Source organism: Paenarthrobacter aurescens, from assembly GCF_041549525.1.
Lineage (GTDB): Bacteria > Actinomycetota > Actinomycetes > Actinomycetales > Micrococcaceae > Arthrobacter > Arthrobacter aurescens.
Window position 1 is genome coordinate 1,817,692 of record NZ_CP157456.1, and the last position, 16,003, is coordinate 1,833,694.

A 16,003-nucleotide genomic window follows, 5' to 3' on the forward strand; every position below is an offset into this window, starting at 1 on the left:
TAGTCACCAAGTGATCTGTGAAAATGGGGGAATGAGCACCCAGTCTCCGACGCCTCAATCCCGCCCGTCCAATGCCGGGCCCCACACCGCCCATCATCACAGCTCGCAGGGACAGAGCCTGGACCAGGCGCTGCAGCAGGCAGCTTTCTATCCGCGGTTGGTGGCCGACGTCGTTGACGACGCCCTGGACGGCAGGGAGTGCCTGTCCCATTTGGTCCATTTGGAGACCCATTTTGATCGCGCTGAGGTCCGCAGGCATATCACGGTGCTGGTGCTCACCGAAGACATGCTGGTGATCACCCATGTGGATGACCAGCAGTTGGATGAGGCGGGGGAACAGATTGTTGCCCAAGTCTCCACGGAGTCCGTACCGGTGGCCCAGATCCGTTCAGTAGTCCTGAGCTACATGTACGCCCAGCCGCAGAACTACAAGCCCTCCGATCCTGTCCGTGAGATGACGGTGTCCATTGCCTGGTCCGGCGGTCAGCGCCTGGACATGGGGCCGGCCAGCTGCGGAGATCCCCAGTGCGAAGCCGATCACGGCTACAGCGGAACCATCGCACAGGAAGACATCGTGCTGCGGATCAGCGCCGAGGCAGACGGGCTGCAAGCGGTTCAGGATGCCAAGATCTTTGCCCGGGCCCTGCGCGCGGTCAATACGGGAAACCCCTCACCTGCCCTGCACGCCAGTATTCCGGCGCCGAGGCCGCGTTCAGGTGTCTTCAGCAACCGCCTCAGCCGCGGACACCAGCGTTGAGGGATGCCGCACAGAACCCGGTAAACGTCTCCCTGGGAAGCAATCCCGCCGACCTCCCATCGCCTCCGCTTTTTGGAAGCAAGTCCATAGCGGAAGTCCTTACCAGCTCTGCCGCATCCCTGGGCATGCCCGGCTTCGCCAACCCCCTCCAGTTGCCATCCACGCAACGCGTCTGCGTGGTCCTTGCCGATGGACTCGGACGCAGCCTCCTGAAGCAGAAATCCTCCCACACGCCGTTCCTCCGATCGGTCATGGCCGGGGGACAACGCAAGGTTCCCACCTGGATCGATTCCGCCTTCCCCAGCACCACGGCAGCATCCTTGGCGAGCCTCGGCACCGGTCTGCCGGCCGGGCAGCATGGAATGGTGGGTTACGACGTCCTCGATCCTGCCCAGGACAAAGTAGTGAACCTCCTGGGTAACTGGGACCCGCACGTAGACCCTGCACAGTGGCAACCTCACCCCACAGTCTTTGAGCGTCTGGCCGGAGAGTTGGATGTGGTGACTGTCAGCCTGCCCCAGTTCGGGAACTCCCCGATGACACAGGCAGCACTGCGGGGAAGCCGCTTTGTGGGCGGGACCACTTTGCATGCCCGAACCGCCGCAGCCGCTGAGGCCATGTCCGGCGGCGGACGCTCCCTCATGTACTTTTACGCCAACGAGCTGGACAAAGCCGGCCACCGCTACGGCTGCCAGTCGGACCGTTGGGAGCACCAGCTCGAAGAACTCGACTCAACTGTCAAGAGGCTCTCCGCCACACTGCCCGCCGGGACCACCATCCTGGTGACCGGTGACCACGGCATGTTGGACGTCCCCGAATCCCAGAGGATCGACTACTCCGCTGATGAGTCCCTTTTGGCCGGAGTCCGGCACACCGCAGGGGAGCCCCGCATGGTCCATCTCTATCTTGAACCCGATGCCACCCCGGCACACCTGGAATCCCTGATGGCAGCCTGGCGTACACGCTTTGGTGAACGGATCTGGGCCTTCACCCGGGAGCAGGCCTTTGGTGCAGGATTGTTTGGTGCAGTACGGCCTGAGGTGGCTCCCCGTATTGGGGACCTCATGATCGCCGCCCGGGACACCCTGGCGCTTTATGACACCCGAAGGGTTCGCCCGGCATCACTGGAAGTAGTGGGCCAGCACGGATCACTGACCAAAGTGGAACGGGAAGTACCGCTGCTGTGTTTCTCCGCGGCAGGCAAAAAGGGCAAACGTGGCTGAGCTGGTTTTCTTTTCAGGCACCATGGACTGCGGCAAATCCACCCTGGCCCTCCAAATGGACCACAACCACCGTGCACGCGGACGCGGAGGCGTCCGGTTCAGCTGTAACGACCGCGCCGGCGACTCAACCATTTCCAGCAGGCTGGGCCTGCAAACCGATGCCGTGGAAGTTCTGGACAGAACCGATTTCTGGGAAGAGGTGGTGGCGCGGCGGACCAACGGACTCCGCGTGGACTACCTCATCTGTGACGAAGCCCAGTTCTACTCGCCCCTCCAGGTAGAGCAACTGGCACGGGTTGTGGACGAGATGGAAGTGGATGTCTTCGCGTTCGGCATCACTGCCGACTTCCGCACCCGCTTGTTCCCCGGCTCGCAACGCCTCATTGAACTCGCGGATAAAGTGCAGGTGCTGCAGGTGGAAGCCCTGTGCTGGTGCGGCCGCCGCGCAACCCAAAATGCCCGCACCGTTGACGGCATCATGGTGGTGGAGGGTGACCAGGTGATGGTGGGTGATGTGGCGCCGCAAAACAGCGGGGATGAGGCCGGGCCTGCCGAGGCCGTGCAGGACACCCTGCCCATGGAGACCGCACCCGCGCAGGTAGTAGGCTACGAGACTTTGTGTCGCCGGCACTACATGAGGCGGGTCACTGCCCATGGCGCCCATCTCATGGCGGGCACGGACCAGACACTTCCGTTCGACATTGATGCCTGCCTCTGGCCCGGAGCCGGGGCTCTGCGGCGCAGCTAGCCGATCCCGGTGGCGCTAGCCGATGCCAGCGCCGCTAGTCTCCCCGTGCTCCAAAGACGATCTCGTCCCAGCTTGGAATGCTGGAGCGCTTGGGGCGTGAGGGCTGGCGTTCCGCCGGGGCATCAAGGTCCTTGCGCGCCTCAGGGTCTTTCTGATCCTCCGACGACGTCTCATCCTGCTGGCCGTCATCGGGAGATTGCTTAGCTGTGGAGTCGTCTTCCGTCCGCGGGTGAGAGGTTCCGCCGCCACCCAGAAGTTCGTCCAACCCGGCAGGTTTGCGACCCGCCAGCGAAGTGACAGGCCGCAGCGGGCCGGCTACCACTGTTATTTCGCGGGTGTCCGTGCTGACGCCGTCGTGCAGCTTCAGGGAGTCCTCTTCGGTGTCTTCGTGGGATTCAAAGTGTCGCGGAGCCAGGCTTAACCGCGACAACATTGAAGGGCGTCCGTCCTTGCGCGCAGGCTCTTCAGCGCCGGTGGCTGCCGGCTCGGCAACTGCCACGCCTGCATCTTCACTTGGCTCATCCAGGTCTTCGCCGGGCCTGGGGTGAGCTGCGGGAACGTTGCTCAGCAGTACAGCCAGGGCGTCGTCGCCGTCTTCGTCCACACCCAGTCGCTGGCCGCGCCGGGAACGAAGCATTTCCAAAAGGCTGTCCGCTTCCTTCGCGGACGCACGCGCCGCGGTTTCGGCGTCGGTCTCGAAGTCGAAGGGCCTGTCCGAGACCGCAGTCAGACGGCGGGCCGGGACCGGGCCGTCCATGGGCTCAAGCTCGCTGAGTTGCTGCGCCCAACGGTTGGCGTTCTGCAGTGACTTGCGCTGGGGACTGAAGGTCCACATGGCTGGTGGTTCTTCGCCGATGCTGCCGTGGGCGCCGGGGACAGTTTCAAAGCGTGCCACCACCGTCCATGTGCCGTCCGGACGGCGCCATGAATCCCAATCCACCGTGGAGGAATCAATGCCGTGAGCCGAGAGCCGGTAATCAACCATCTCGCCGAGGGTGGCAGGGTTGTCTCCAAAAGCGGAGCGGTAGATCTCGTGTCCGGGCGCAGGGGAGGCAACTTCGATGGCGCGGGCCTGACGGACAACGTATTCACGCTCTGCAAGCACGGGGCCCTCATAGCGTTGAACGTTTGCCAGGGGCAGGCCGGACAGCTCGGCAACTTCGCTGGCTGTGGCTCCGCCTCGGATCCGTGCCTGGATGTCCCGGGGCGACATGGCAATGGCTGTGTTGGCGGCGCGGGCGGCCACCTGGGCAGGGGTGCGGCTCGCCGCGGACCTCAAGGCCTCGTCGATCGGAAGCTGGAACATCGCACCACCGGGGCCGCTCAAGAGCAGATGCCCGCCGTCGTCGTGGACGCCTACCAGTCGTAGATCCTGCATAACACCCTCCACCACATGGCATAACTGACATTCGAAACTCTGCCACCCGCGGGGTTCTTTTCCTACTAGCCCCTAGGGCGTGCCGTGATATTCCGCTCAAAAGCGGTGGATTCCGGAGCATTTGGAGCCAACATTTGCTCAGAACAGGCCCTATGGACATTCGGGGCAGGGGAGAGGACAATCTGGCCGTGATCGGGCACAAATCCGGAGTGTCCGGCGTTTGGACCCTTAAACCGGAGGCAGGGAGTGTCCTGTCTCCGGTTACCGCCCGCAACCTGCACGGAGGAGGAGAAGGACCATGGCCACGGATTACGATGCGCCTCGGAAAACTGAGGAAGATGTCAGCGAGGACTCCATTGAAGAGCTCAAAACGCGCCAGCCGGGCAAGCAGTCCTCAGCGGTGGATGTCGATGAGACCGACCTCGCCGATGGCTTTGAGTTGCCGGGTGCGGACCTCTCCGGTGAAGAACTCCTCATCCAGGTCATGCCACCGCAGCCGGATGAATTCACGTGCTTCAACTGTTTCCTGGTCAAGCACAAGTCCCAGATTGCCGCGGAAAGGGACGGACACCAGTACTGCTCGGAGTGCGAGAGCTAGGCGCGCCACTCTGCCACCATCCCGCTGAAACAGTTGGGTTCGGCGCTAGCCCTTGGGAACGGTCAGAGCTGCTACGAGCTCCTCCGGACGCCGCGTGGACGCCAGCCAGTAAGGGGTCCGGTCAGCGGGGTCGGTAATTTCGATCTTGACTACCGGATCAATCCACCCGCGGAAGCACATGTACGCCAGGCCATTGAGGCGCGGGCCCCGTTCAGCGGTGGCCTCCGACTTTTCGAACGCCTCCACAGCGCCTACGAATTTGCGGTCGATGCTCGCCCGGCCAACTCTTACGGTCTCAGGGGTGACGGTGATGGTAGGCGTGGAGAGCACCAGCATGATGGTCATAATCGCCAGCAGGATCAAGGCGGCGATGATCCCTGTGGCTGCACTGATGGGACCGAACATCAGCACACCAGCTCCGGACAAGCCAACAACCACAATCCAGATCCACACCGACGGCCACAGCTTCTCGGTATACAGGACCTCGGAGGCCGAAGGAGTGTTCCGGGCAGGAACAGGGGAGGATTGGTCAGACGTAGGCATGAGTCCAGCTTATCGTCGCGCTGGTCCTGCTTTATCCCGCCGGCTTAGTCCCGCCGGCTTAGTCCCGCCGGAAGCTTCACCGTCCGCCGGATGGATCCCGTCTGCCGCGGTCCCGTGAAGGAGTGGTCCCGGTAGAATGGACCACTGTGAGCAACGAGACCGCAGTATTCAGTACAGACACCGCTTCCGCAAGTGCGGACAGCAGCGAAACCACCTCAGCGTACGGCGCCCCCACAGTGGCGGTGCAATTGAAAATGCTCGACGCCGGCTTGGAAGCCCCGTCGTATGCGCACCCTGGCGATGCCGGGGCTGATCTCCGCGCGCGGGAGGATGTGCATCTTGCCCCTGGTGAACGCAAGCTTGTTCCCACGGGTGTCTCCATTGCGCTGCCGAACGGGTTCGTGGCTCTGATCCACCCCCGTTCCGGGCTTGCTGCCAAGCATGGGCTGACGGTGGTCAACGCACCCGGGACTGTGGACGCCGGCTACCGCGGCGAAATTGCCGTCACGCTCTTGAACACCGACCAAAACCACCCCATTGTTCTCAAACGCGGCGATAGAATTGCACAGATGGTGATTCAGCGCGTCGAATACGCGCAGTTCGTAAATGTTGACCAACTGTCCGATTCCGTTCGGGGAACCGGCGGCTTCGGGTCCACCGGCGGCTTCAACGCACCGCAGGCCTGAGAAGACTACTACTGGCTTTGCGTACCGCATGCCGGGGCTTGACGCACCGGAGCGGTTTAGCGAGGTTTTACGTGGTTGCGGTTTACTTGGGGATAGACCACTACTAAGGAGAAAACCCAATGCTTTTTGGGCGCGGCAAAAAGTCCAAGGACGAGCAGCCGGAAACCGCCGGCACCGTCGAGGAATCCGGTACCGGGACATCACAGTCGGAGCCGGGCGGGTCCGGCATCGCCGGTGACTTCCGGCTCGGCAAGGGTCCCCTGGACATCGACGAAATCGAGAGCCGCGATGGCTACGTGGACCTCGGTGCGCTGTTGATTGCACCTGCTGACGGCCTCCAGTTGCGGCTTGAAGTTGAAGAAGCCACCCAGCGGGTGGTTGCTGTGACCATGGACCTGAATGGTTCCAGCCTGCAGCTTCAAGCGTTTGCGGCACCGCGTTCAGAGGGTCTGTGGGATGAGATCCGCGAACAGATCACCCAGTCCGTGGCGAGCCAGGGTGGGGAAACTGAAGAAGTTTCCGGAGCCTTCGGCACCGAACTCGTAGCCAAACTGCCTGCTGAGGCAACTGACGGCAGCCGCGGCTTCCGTGCTGCCCGCTTCATGGGAGTGGATGGGCCGCGATGGTTCCTCCGCGGTGTGCTGGGAGGACAGGCTGCTCTGGAGCGTGATGCGGCAGCGGGATTGGAAGAACTCTTCCGCAAGGTTGTAGTGGTCCGTGGCGACAACCCCATGCCTCCGCGCGAGTTGCTTCAGTTGCGGCTGCCCAAGGATGCTGCCGTACCGGGCCAGGCCGGTGCTCCCCAAGGTGCGGTTCCGCCGGCGGAACCGGCCATGCAGCAACCGGAGCGAGGGCCGGAGATCACCCAGATTGGCTGATGCGGCGGGCGGCAACGGGGTGCCTGGTCAGGGCCCCACAAGGCAGGGAGTGCGGGATCTGCCTGCCAGGGGCCGGGCAGTGTGCACCGGCTTCATTGAGTCGGTCACCCACCAGCCGCCCAGCGAGCAGCCCTTTTTCTCCGCCGTCGTGGTCGATTCCGTGCGTGCCGGAGCCGGGTCAGGGATGACCGACGGGCTCAGGAAGCCCTACGATCGCCTCCGCGTCATTTGGCTGGGGAGGACGCGTGTTCCGGGCATTGAAGCCGGCGTCGAACTCCGTCTTGAAGGCATGGTCACCCAGGTTGATGGCCTACCGGCCATGTTCAATCCCCGCTACGAAATACTTTCCCGTCAGGAGCACCTATGACCGTAGCCAACGGTTCGGAACCGAAGGACACAGGGCGCGTTTCGCCCCATGAAAACGAAGAACCGCAGGTGGAAGCTCCAAAGACCGGTGCTGAAGGCCCCACGGTCTCCGATCTCGCCGCCGGGTATGCCGAAAAGGCCGGGCTGCACCGGAACAGTGCAGGTCACGTGGATATGCTCAAGTCCGCCGGGGGCGTGCAGGGCATAGCCGAGAGCATCCTTCCGGGCTTGGTGTTCCTGGTAGCCTTCACGGTCACACGTGACCTCACGCCTGCCCTGATTGCGGCATTGGGTGCGGCCGCTGTCTTCACGGTGGTTCGCTTGATTCAACGCCGTCCCCTGACACAAGCGTTGGCGGGTGTGGTGGGTGTGGGTATTTCTGCCTGGCTGGCAAACACCACGGGCAAAGCCGAGGACTTCTACGTCCTTGGCTTCTTTACCAACATCGCTTACATCGCGGCCATGGTGGTGTCCATTGCCCTCAAATGGCCGGTGGCCGGGCTTCTCTTTGGATTCGTGCGCAATGAAGGGCTGGAGTGGCGCAAGAATGCTGAACGCCTCCGGGCCTACTCCTTGGGTACCTGGATTGTGGTGGCAGTGCTGACTCTGCGCCTCGTGGTGCAGGTTCCCTTGTACTTCATGGGCGAGCCCGGCCTGACAGCGTTGGCTACCACCAGGCTCCTGATGGGCGCCCCGCTGTACATCCTGGGCCTCTGGGTGGCCTGGTTGGTCACCAAGCCGTCGCTTCAGCCGTCGAAGCCGTCATCCTCGGCGGACTGATCGGCTGATTCGGCCGTTCCCCCGGGACGTTCGTGATCGTCAGCGGAGGCTGGCGACAACAGGGCCCGCAAGCCGTCCTCGGCCGCGATGGTGGTGACGAAGAAGAGTTCGTCGCCGCCGTCGAGCACATCATCACGCGTGGGCGTTATGGGTGCCTGATCACGCAGGATGGCAACCAGGGTGGCATCCTCGGGCCACTGAATTCCACCTACCGTGCTGCCGATGACATGGGAGTCATGCGGAACGGTGAATTCCACGATCGAGGCAACACCTGTTTGCAGCGTTAGCAGGCGTACGATGTCGCCGATTTCCACGGCTTCTTCCACCAATGCCGTCATCAGCTGTGGTGTGTTCACCGCTACGTCCACGCCCCAGGAGTCATTGAACATCCAGTCGTTCTTGGGGTTGTTTACGCGTCCCACGGTCCGGCCGACGCCGAATTCGGTCTTGGCGAGCAAGGACACCACCAGATTCACTTTGTCGTCGCCCGTGGCAGAAACCACGACGTCGGCATCCTCAAGTTTGGCGTCCTGCAGGGTGCTGAGTTCGCAGGCATCGCCCACCAGCCATCGGGCACCCCGGAGTCCGCTGCGCCCAATGACCTCGGGCTTGAGGTCAATAAGGAGAATTTCGTGTTTGTGGGCCAGCAGCTCACGGGCAATGGACGAGCCGACGCTGCCCGCGCCAACAATGACAACTTTCACTAAGACTCCTTGGCGGGTGCTTTGGCGAGAATCCGGCTGATCTCGGACGTTCTGTCCAGGCTCACTATCGCGTGGACGGTATCACCCTCCTGGTATGCGGTGCCGGCTTGGGGCAACAGACCTTCACCGAACCGGGTGAGGAAAGCGATGCGGATTCCGGCGGCGGACTCGATCGAGTCCAAGCTGTGTCCTATCCACGCTTCGTGCAGATCAACCTCGGCAAGTACCAGCCGGCCTGATGGTTCGCGGTAGTCACCGGCCAGGTGCTGCTCGGGAAGAATCCGCCGGAGAACCTGGTCGGCACTCCACCGCACGGCAGCCACTGTGGGGATACCCAGCCGCTGGTAAATTTCGGCGCGGCCGGGATCGTAGATCCGGGCCACTACATGGGCCACATGGAATGTCTCGCGGGCAACGCGCGTGGCCAGGATGTTTGAGTTATCGCCGCTGGAGACCGCAGCGAAGGCGTATGCCTCTTCCACGCCGGCCTGCTTGAGGGTGTCACGGTCAAAGCCGACTCCGGTGACCTTGCGTCCTGTGAAGGTGTTGCGCAACCGGCGGAAGGCCCGCTCGTCCTGGTCGATGATGGCCACGGAGTGACCGGCATCCTCCAAAGTGTGTGCCAGGGTTGCGCCAACACGGCCGCAACCCATGATCACGAAGTGAGCCACCGTGTCTCCTTATGTGTGTAGTCAGTCCCGCTCGGTATGACTTTACCGGTGCAGCGGGGTAAGCCGGGGACCGCCGTCATGACATCCCCGGGGATTCAGAGTAGCTTTGCGGAGTGCTGACAATTCTGAATGCCGCGAAGAGGGTATTGGTGGGCCGGCCAGTCAGGAATGACCGCCTGTCCCACACCTTGTTGCCCAAACGCATCGCTTTGCCGATCTTCGCCTCGGACGCCCTGTCCTCAGTGGCGTATGCGCCGGATGAAATCCTGCTGACGCTTGCGCTTGCCGGCGTCAGTGCCGTGGCGTTCTCCCCGCTGGTTGGTCTCGCGGTCATGGTGGTCTTGCTCACAGTAGTGGCTTCATACCGCCAAAACGTCCACGCTTACCCTTCCGGTGGTGGCGATTATGAAATTGCCAGCGTCAACCTCGGCAAATATGCCGGGCTCACCGTGGCCTCTGCCTTGCTGGTGGATTATGTCCTCACCGTTGCGGTGTCCATGTCCTCGGCTGCCACTTACCTCACCACGGCCGTCCCGGCGTTGCACGGCCAGCAGGCGATGATTGCCACTGTGGGTGTGATCATCCTTGCCCTGGTCAACCTCCGGGGAGTGAAGGAAGCAGGATCGCTCTTCGCTGTGCCGACGTACATCTTCATGGCATCCATTCTCGGGATGACGGCTGTGGGTATCTTCCAGGCGGCCACCGGGACGCTGGGGGAGGCGCCTTCGGCGAACTTCACCATTGTCCCTGAGCCTGGATTTGATGAGGGCCTGGTGGGATTGGCTGGAGCATTCCTGCTGCTGCGCGCTTTCTCCTCCGGCGCCGCCGCCCTTACAGGTGTGGAAGCCATCAGCAACGGGGTGCCCAATTTCCAAAAGCCCAAGAGCAAGAACGCGGCAACAACCCTGCTTCTGCTCGGCGTTATTGCCGCCTCAATGCTGGCCGGTATTCTCTACCTAGCCAACGCCACCAAAGTCCACATTGTTCTGGACCCTGCCCGGGAGTTCCTGGTGGATGGCAAGCCGCTCCCGGAAGGCTACATCCAGACCCCCGCCATCAGCCAGATTGCCGACACCATTTTTGGGTCCGGCTCCATCCTCTTCTACGTAGTGGTTGCTGCAACTGGCGTGATCCTGGTCTTCGCCTCCAATACGGCGTTCAACGGCTTTCCCGTGCTGGGTTCCATCCTGGCCCAGGACGGCTACCTGCCCAGGCAACTCCGGACGCGGGGCGACAGGCTCGCCTTCAGCAATGGCGTTCTTGCGTTGGCTGCCGGTGCGCTGGTCCTGATCCTGGCATTCAACGCAGACGTCACCAAGCTGATCCAGCTCTACATTGTGGGCGTCTTCATTTCCTTCACGGCCAGCCAACTGGGGATGATCCGGCACTGGGGCCGCGAACTGAAACTCGCCCGGGACAAAACTGTTCGGCGGCGCATCATCAAGTCGCGAACCATCAACATGCTGGGCTTCGGGATGACGGCACTGGTGCTGGTCATTGTCCTCATCACCAAATTTGAGCAGGGCGCCTGGATAGCCCTGCTGGCCATGTTCGTGCTCTTCCTGATCATGTGGAGCATTCGCGCGCACTATGACAACGTGGCCAGGGAGTTGGCGGTGGATGAGGATTCCTCGCCCCGTGCTCTTCCCACCAGGGTTCACGCGGTTCTCCTGGTTTCACACGTCCGTAAGCCGGTGCTCCGGGCGCTGGCCTACGCGAGGGCATCGCGGCCCTCCCGCCTGGACGCCGTCACCGTTGACATCAGCGCCGAAGAGACGGCGCAGACGGTCCGGGATTGGGAGAAGCTGGAGATTCCGGTTCCCCTGACGGTCCTGGCCAGTCCCTACCGTGAGACCGTGACACCCATCATGGACTACATCAAGAACATGCGCCGCGACTCACCGCGGGACCTGATCGTGGTGTACATCCCCGAATACGTGGTGGGCAAATGGTGGGAACAACTTGTCCATAACCAGACAGCACTCAGAATCAAGACGAGGCTCCACTTTGAACCCGGAGTCATGGTTGCCAGCGTTCCCTGGCAGTTGAAATCGTCCGAAGAAGCAAAGGCACTGCAGGATACCTAAATGACCTCCCACAGCAATTCCCCCCAACACACAAGAGAACACCACGCCACCGATCAGGGCATGCCAGGAACTGAACTGGTAGTGGAAGTCGGCAACATCGCCCACGGAGGGCACTTCGTTGCCAGGCATGAAGGGCGTGTGATCTTCGTCCGGCACGCCATCCCGGGAGAGAAAGTCCGCATCCGTTTGACAGACTCCGGTGACTCTTCGCGCTTCTGGCGTGCCGACGTCGTCGAGGTCCTTGAAGCCTCGCCGGGCCGCGTTCCGCACTTTTGGAAACAAGCGGATTCGCTGGGCTCCTGGAGCCGGGGATCGGCACCGGTGGGAGGTGCGGAGCTTGGACACATCTCCTTGGAGCGCCAGCGCGCGCTGAAGGCCGAAGTGCTGGCCGAACAACTCAAGCGGCTTGCCGGCCTGGACCTCACCACAGAGGTGGAGGCCGTAGGAGAGAATCACGACGCCGGACTCGGCTGGCGTACCCGCGCCAGCTTCGCGGTAACTCCCAAGGGCCGGTTGGGCATGCACGCGCACCGGTCAGATGCGGTTCTTCCCATTAAGGAGATGCCGCTGGCACTGGCCGGTCTCAACGCGATGATGCTGTGGGAACTGGACCTGTCCGGTATTGCCCGGGTGGAGGTTGCCGTCCCCGCCAACGGTTCCCGGCCCCTGATCCTGCTGGCTCCCGAAGAATCGACCAGTCCCAAGCGATTGCACAGCATCCTCTCCCAGCTGCCCCATGAGGTTTCCGTTGCCAGCTTTGATCCCGGCAAGGGAGAGGTCCTGCAACTGCGGGGGAGGACCTGGGTTCAGGAAACAGCGGCGGGTCACCAATACCGCGTGACAGGTGAGGGTTTTTGGCAGATCCATAAGGATGCCCCGGAGACCCTGGTGGGCGCCGTAACGGGCTATCTTTCCGAGGGTGGGTACTTGGAGCCCGGAGCGGCTGTGGCCGATCTTTACGCGGGTGCAGGGCTGTTTACGGCACCTTTGGCGGATGCCGTGGGAGTTACCGGTTCGGTACTGTCCGTGGAAGGTGCGCCGGGGACCAGCCGGGACGCCCGCAAGAATCTGCATGGTCAATCCCACGTGGAAATTGTGCAGGGCCGGGTTGAGCGGGTCCTGCACCAACGTGCCCGCAGCTTTGACTCGCTGGTCCTGGATCCGCCCCGGGCCGGTGCAGGCAAGGCCGTGGTCAAACAATTGATGGCCACCGGTCCCCGTGCAATCGCGTATGTGTCGTGTGATCCGGCATCCTTCGCGCGTGATCTGGGTTACTTCCAGCAAGGTGGCTGGCGACTGGAGTCGTTGCGGGCCTTTGACCTTTATCCACACACCCATCACATGGAAACGGTGGGCCTGATAGTCCCGGCAGGGTAGCGGCAGCCCACCCCGCCCTCCATGGTGCAGTAGGCCGAACTGTGGTGTTTGCGGACCGGCGCCGGATCAGTGACGCAATGCAGGAGTATGCCACTACGATGGCAGTAGTAGCCCCGGTCCGCAGAAATCAACGCTGCGGACCGGGGTGACCAAGAGAGATGCCGCCCGGCTAAGTAAGGTGCGCCTAACTGGCTAGCGGCCAACCACGCGACAAAGATGAAACTGTTGCGAGAGGAGTCCTGCCATGAGCACTGTGGACAGCTTCGGTTCCAAAGGCGTACTGAATGTAGCCGGCACCGACTATGAAATTTTCCGGTTGAACTCCGTAGAGGGCGCAGACAGCCTTCCGTTCAGCCTTAAGGTATTGCTTGAAAACCTCCTGCGGACTGAGGATGGCGCCAATATTACGGCTGACCATGTCCGCGCCCTGGCCGGTTGGGATCCCAATGCGGAGCCCAACACGGAAATCCAGTTCACCCCCGCCCGCGTCATCATGCAGGACTTCACCGGCGTTCCCTGCGTCGTTGACCTGGCTACCATGCGTGAAGCGGTCAAGGAACTCGGCGGTGACCCCAAGCGCGTCAACCCGTTGGCGCCTGCGGAAATGGTGATCGACCACTCCGTCCAGATTGACGCCTTCGGAAACTCCGGCGCACTGGAGCGCAACATGGAGATCGAATACCAGCGCAACGGTGAGCGCTACCAGTTCCTTCGCTGGGGCCAGACCGCTTTTGACGACTTCAAGGTTGTCCCCCCTGGAACCGGCATCGTCCACCAGGTCAACATTGAATACCTGGCACGTACGGTCATGACCCGCGAGGTTGACGGCGTTCTCCGCGCCTACCCGGACACCTGCGTTGGCACCGACTCCCACACCACCATGGTCAACGGCCTGGGCATCCTGGGTTGGGGCGTTGGCGGTATCGAAGCCGAAGCTGCAATGCTCGGCCAGCCCGTCTCCATGCTGATTCCCCGCGTCGTGGGCTTCAAGCTCAAGGGCAGCATCCCCGCCGGCGCCACCGCTACCGACGTCGTGCTGACCATCACCGAAATGCTGCGCAAGCACGGTGTTGTGGGCAAGTTCGTGGAGTTCTACGGCGAAGGCGTGGCGGCTGTGCCGCTGGCCAACCGCGCCACCATCGGCAACATGAGCCCGGAATTCGGTTCCACGGCTGCCATGTTCCCCATTGATGACGTAACTCTGGACTACCTGCGCCTGACCGGCCGCTCCGAGGCCAACGTGGCTCTCGTGGAGGCCTACAGCAAGGAACAGGGCCTCTGGCACGATCCTTCCCGCGAACTGCGTTTCTCCGAGTTCCTCGAGCTGGACCTGTCCACCGTTGTTCCCTCCATCTCCGGCCCCAAGCGTCCCCAGGACCGCATTGAGCTCACCGATGCCAAGGAGCAGTTCCGTAAGGACATCCACAACTACGTGGCCATCGAAGACGGCAGCGTGGATGAGTCCTTGGACGAATCCTTCCCGGCCTCGGACGCTCCGTCCTTCACGCATGCCGACTCGCACACCACGGAGACCGACCGCGTTTACTCGGCCGCCAACGGTGCCCATGGCCGCCCCTCCTCGCCGGTCAAGGTCACCACTGCCGACGGCCGCGAGTTCGAGCTGGACCACGGTGCAGTGTCGATCGCTTCGATCACCTCCTGCACCAACACCTCCAACCCGTCCGTCATGCTGGCTGCGGCACTCCTTGCACGCAATGCCGTGGACAAGGGCCTGACGTCCAAGCCGTGGGTCAAGACCTCCGTGGCTCCGGGCTCAAAGGTAGTCACCGACTACTACGAGAAGTCCGGCCTGACTCCCTACCTGGAGAAGCTTGGCTTCTACATTGTGGGTTACGGTTGCGCCACCTGCATTGGTAACTCCGGGCCGCTTGAGCCGGAAATCTCCGAGGCAATCCAAGCGAACGACCTCTCTGTTACCGCAGTTCTCTCCGGTAACCGCAACTTCGAAGGCCGCATCAACCCGGACGTGAAGATGAACTACCTGGCCTCCCCGCCGTTGGTCATCGCTTACGCCCTGGCTGGCTCCATGGACTTCGACTTCGACACCGATGCCCTGGGCACGGACTCCGAGGGCAACGACGTCTTCCTCAAGGACATCTGGCCGAACCCCACCGAGGTGCAGGAAGTCATTGACTCCTCCATTGACGAGGCCATGTTCGCCAAGGGCTACGAGGGCGTCTTCGACGGCGACGACCGCTGGAAGGCTCTCGACACCCCGGCAGGAGACACCTTCGCCTGGGCAGAGGACTCCACTTATGTACGGAAGCCCCCATACTTCGAAGGCATGAAGGCCCAGCCGGATCCCGTCAAGGACATCTCCGGCGCCCGCGTGCTCTTGAAGCTTGGCGATTCGGTCACCACGGACCACATCTCCCCGGCCGGTTCCTTCAAGTCGGACACTCCTGCAGGCCAGTACCTTCTGGCCAACGGTGTGGAGCGCAAGGACTTCAACTCCTACGGTTCACGCCGTGGCAACCACGAAGTCATGATCCGCGGTACGTTTGCCAACATCCGTATCAAGAACCAGCTCCTGGACAACGTTGAGGGTGGCTTCACCCGCGACTTCAGCCAGGAAGGCGCACCGCAGGCCTACGTTTACGACGCCGCCCAGAACTACCAGGCAGCAGGAACACCCCTGGTTGTCCTGGCAGGCAAGGAATACGGCTCCGGTTCATCCCGCGACTGGGCAGCCAAGGGCACCGCACTTCTGGGTGTCAAGGCTGTTATTGCTGAGAGCTACGAGCGCATCCACCGCTCCAACCTCATTGGCATGGGCGTCCTTCCCCTGCAGTACCCTGCAGGCGAGTCCGCAGCAACCATCGGCCTGACCGGCACGGAGACGTTTGCAGTGGAAGGTGTCACCGAGCTCAACAACGGCACCACGCCGAAGACGCTCAAGGTGACGGCCACGGCTGAAGACGGCACCACCAAGTCCTTCGATGCCGTTCTGCGCATCGATACCCCGGGTGAAGCAGACTACTACCGCAACGGCGGCATCCTGCAGTACGTTCTGCGCCAGATCTCGGCATAACGAAGCAGCTGGTTTCCAGCTCTTTCAATAGCCGGACAGCCCCGGCTGGTCGCCCGACCAGCCGGGGCTGTTGGCGTTCAGGGGCCAGCGAAGCAGCCCGAAAGAACATTGCCGGGGCTCCTGCCCGTGGCGCAACGCGCGGGCCCGGGCACGCG

15 protein-coding genes are annotated in these 16,003 nt (G+C 62.4%); 11 read left to right on the forward strand and 4 right to left on the reverse strand.

Features of this window, described 5'->3' with window-relative positions:
* Window positions 1-31: 31 nt before the first annotated feature.
* From ABI796_RS08405 to ABI796_RS08415, 3 genes are read left to right on the forward strand one after another with little or no spacing between them, the layout of a single operon-like run.
* Window positions 32-757, forward strand: coding sequence for a DUF5998 family protein (locus ABI796_RS08405; RefSeq protein ID WP_373092725.1), 726 nt, complete (start codon window positions 32-34; stop codon window positions 755-757).
* Window positions 754-1,980 (forward strand): alkaline phosphatase family protein, encoded by a 1,227-nt coding sequence (locus ABI796_RS08410; protein WP_141281962.1) that lies wholly within the window; start codon window positions 754-756, stop codon window positions 1,978-1,980. Before ABI796_RS08405 ends, ABI796_RS08410 begins: the two co-directional genes overlap by 4 nt.
* Entirely contained in the window at window positions 1,973-2,728 is a 756-nt protein-coding gene (locus ABI796_RS08415; protein WP_141281964.1) for a thymidine kinase, read from the forward strand. Before ABI796_RS08410 ends, ABI796_RS08415 begins: the two co-directional genes overlap by 8 nt.
* Window positions 2,729-2,762: 34 nt before the next feature.
* Here the strand turns inward: ABI796_RS08415 and sepH are convergent, their stop codons facing one another.
* Window positions 2,763-4,106: a septation protein SepH gene (gene sepH, locus ABI796_RS08420; RefSeq protein ID WP_141281966.1), complete on the reverse strand. Its 1,344-nt coding sequence runs from the start codon at window positions 4,104-4,106 to the stop codon at window positions 2,763-2,765.
* A gap of 298 nt (window positions 4,107-4,404) precedes the next feature.
* On the opposite strand from sepH, the gene ABI796_RS08425 reads away from it, so the two are divergent.
* The gene (locus ABI796_RS08425) at window positions 4,405-4,704 is read left to right on the forward strand and encodes a DUF4193 domain-containing protein (RefSeq protein WP_141281968.1); all 300 of its coding nucleotides are present in this window, start codon (window positions 4,405-4,407) and stop codon (window positions 4,702-4,704) included.
* A gap of 45 nt (window positions 4,705-4,749) precedes the next feature.
* Here the strand turns inward: ABI796_RS08425 and ABI796_RS08430 are convergent, their stop codons facing one another.
* Window positions 4,750-5,247, reverse strand: a complete 498-nt coding sequence (locus ABI796_RS08430; RefSeq protein ID WP_141281970.1) for a DUF3093 domain-containing protein — start codon at window positions 5,245-5,247, stop codon at window positions 4,750-4,752.
* A gap of 146 nt (window positions 5,248-5,393) precedes the next feature.
* Between ABI796_RS08430 and dut the strand changes: the two genes are divergently transcribed.
* The 4 genes from dut to ABI796_RS08450 all read left to right on the forward strand — a co-directional run bounded on the left by dut (window position 5,394) and on the right by ABI796_RS08450 (window position 7,957).
* Window positions 5,394-5,933 (forward strand): dUTP diphosphatase, encoded by a 540-nt coding sequence (gene dut, locus ABI796_RS08435; RefSeq protein ID WP_141281972.1) that lies wholly within the window; start codon window positions 5,394-5,396, stop codon window positions 5,931-5,933.
* Between the two features lie 119 nt (window positions 5,934-6,052).
* Entirely contained in the window at window positions 6,053-6,811 is a 759-nt protein-coding gene (locus ABI796_RS08440; protein ID WP_141281974.1) for a DUF3710 domain-containing protein, read from the forward strand.
* A gap of 49 nt (window positions 6,812-6,860) precedes the next feature.
* On the forward strand, window positions 6,861-7,178 hold the full coding sequence (locus tag ABI796_RS08445) for a hypothetical protein (protein WP_141281976.1): 318 nt from the start codon (window positions 6,861-6,863) through the stop codon (window positions 7,176-7,178).
* On the forward strand, window positions 7,175-7,957 hold the full coding sequence (locus ABI796_RS08450; RefSeq protein ID WP_141281977.1) for a DUF3159 domain-containing protein: 783 nt from the start codon (window positions 7,175-7,177) through the stop codon (window positions 7,955-7,957). The genes ABI796_RS08445 and ABI796_RS08450 overlap by 4 nt, the downstream gene beginning before the upstream one ends.
* Here the strand turns inward: ABI796_RS08450 and ABI796_RS08455 are convergent.
* On the reverse strand, window positions 7,924-8,661 hold the full coding sequence (locus tag ABI796_RS08455; protein ID WP_141281979.1) for a TrkA family potassium uptake protein: 738 nt from the start codon (window positions 8,659-8,661) through the stop codon (window positions 7,924-7,926). The genes ABI796_RS08450 and ABI796_RS08455 overlap by 34 nt on opposite strands.
* Window positions 8,661-9,332 carry a potassium channel family protein gene (locus ABI796_RS08460; protein WP_141281981.1) on the reverse strand — a complete coding sequence of 224 codons (672 nt, stop codon included), beginning with the start codon at window positions 9,330-9,332 and terminating at the stop codon, window positions 8,661-8,663. Before ABI796_RS08460 ends, ABI796_RS08455 begins: the two co-directional genes overlap by 1 nt.
* Before the next feature lie 113 nt (window positions 9,333-9,445).
* Here ABI796_RS08460 and ABI796_RS08465 point away from each other — a divergent pair, with 113 nt between their 5' ends.
* The 3 genes from ABI796_RS08465 to acnA all read left to right on the forward strand — a co-directional run bounded on the left by ABI796_RS08465 (window position 9,446) and on the right by acnA (window position 15,848).
* Complete coding sequence (locus tag ABI796_RS08465; protein ID WP_141281983.1) at window positions 9,446-11,419, forward strand: APC family permease; 1,974 nt, start codon at window positions 9,446-9,448, stop codon at window positions 11,417-11,419.
* Window positions 11,420-12,796 (forward strand): class I SAM-dependent RNA methyltransferase, encoded by a 1,377-nt coding sequence (locus tag ABI796_RS08470; protein ID WP_141281985.1) that lies wholly within the window; start codon window positions 11,420-11,422, stop codon window positions 12,794-12,796.
* Window positions 12,797-13,040: 244 nt separating this feature from the next.
* Entirely contained in the window at window positions 13,041-15,848 is a 2,808-nt protein-coding gene (gene acnA, locus ABI796_RS08475) for an aconitate hydratase AcnA (protein WP_141281987.1), read from the forward strand.
* Window positions 15,849-16,003: the final 155 nt, after the last annotated feature.

Excerpts from the sequence above, each read along its gene's own strand:
- sepH (WP_141281966.1), bottom strand. The coding sequence starts at position 4,106 with ATGCAGGATCTACGACTGGTAGGCGTCCACGACGACGGCGGGCATCTG.
- ABI796_RS08405 (WP_373092725.1), top strand. The coding sequence starts at position 32 with ATGAGCACCCAGTCTCCGACGCCTCAATCCCGCCCGTCCAATGCCGGG.
- ABI796_RS08440 (WP_141281974.1), top strand. The coding sequence starts at position 6,053 with ATGCTTTTTGGGCGCGGCAAAAAGTCCAAGGACGAGCAGCCGGAAACC.
- ABI796_RS08470 (WP_141281985.1), top strand. The coding sequence starts at position 11,420 with ATGACCTCCCACAGCAATTCCCCCCAACACACAAGAGAACACCACGCC.
- ABI796_RS08430 (WP_141281970.1), bottom strand. The coding sequence starts at position 5,247 with ATGCCTACGTCTGACCAATCCTCCCCTGTTCCTGCCCGGAACACTCCT.
- ABI796_RS08425 (WP_141281968.1), top strand. The coding sequence starts at position 4,405 with ATGGCCACGGATTACGATGCGCCTCGGAAAACTGAGGAAGATGTCAGC.
- acnA (WP_141281987.1), top strand. The coding sequence starts at position 13,041 with ATGAGCACTGTGGACAGCTTCGGTTCCAAAGGCGTACTGAATGTAGCC.
- ABI796_RS08450 (WP_141281977.1), top strand. The coding sequence starts at position 7,175 with ATGACCGTAGCCAACGGTTCGGAACCGAAGGACACAGGGCGCGTTTCG.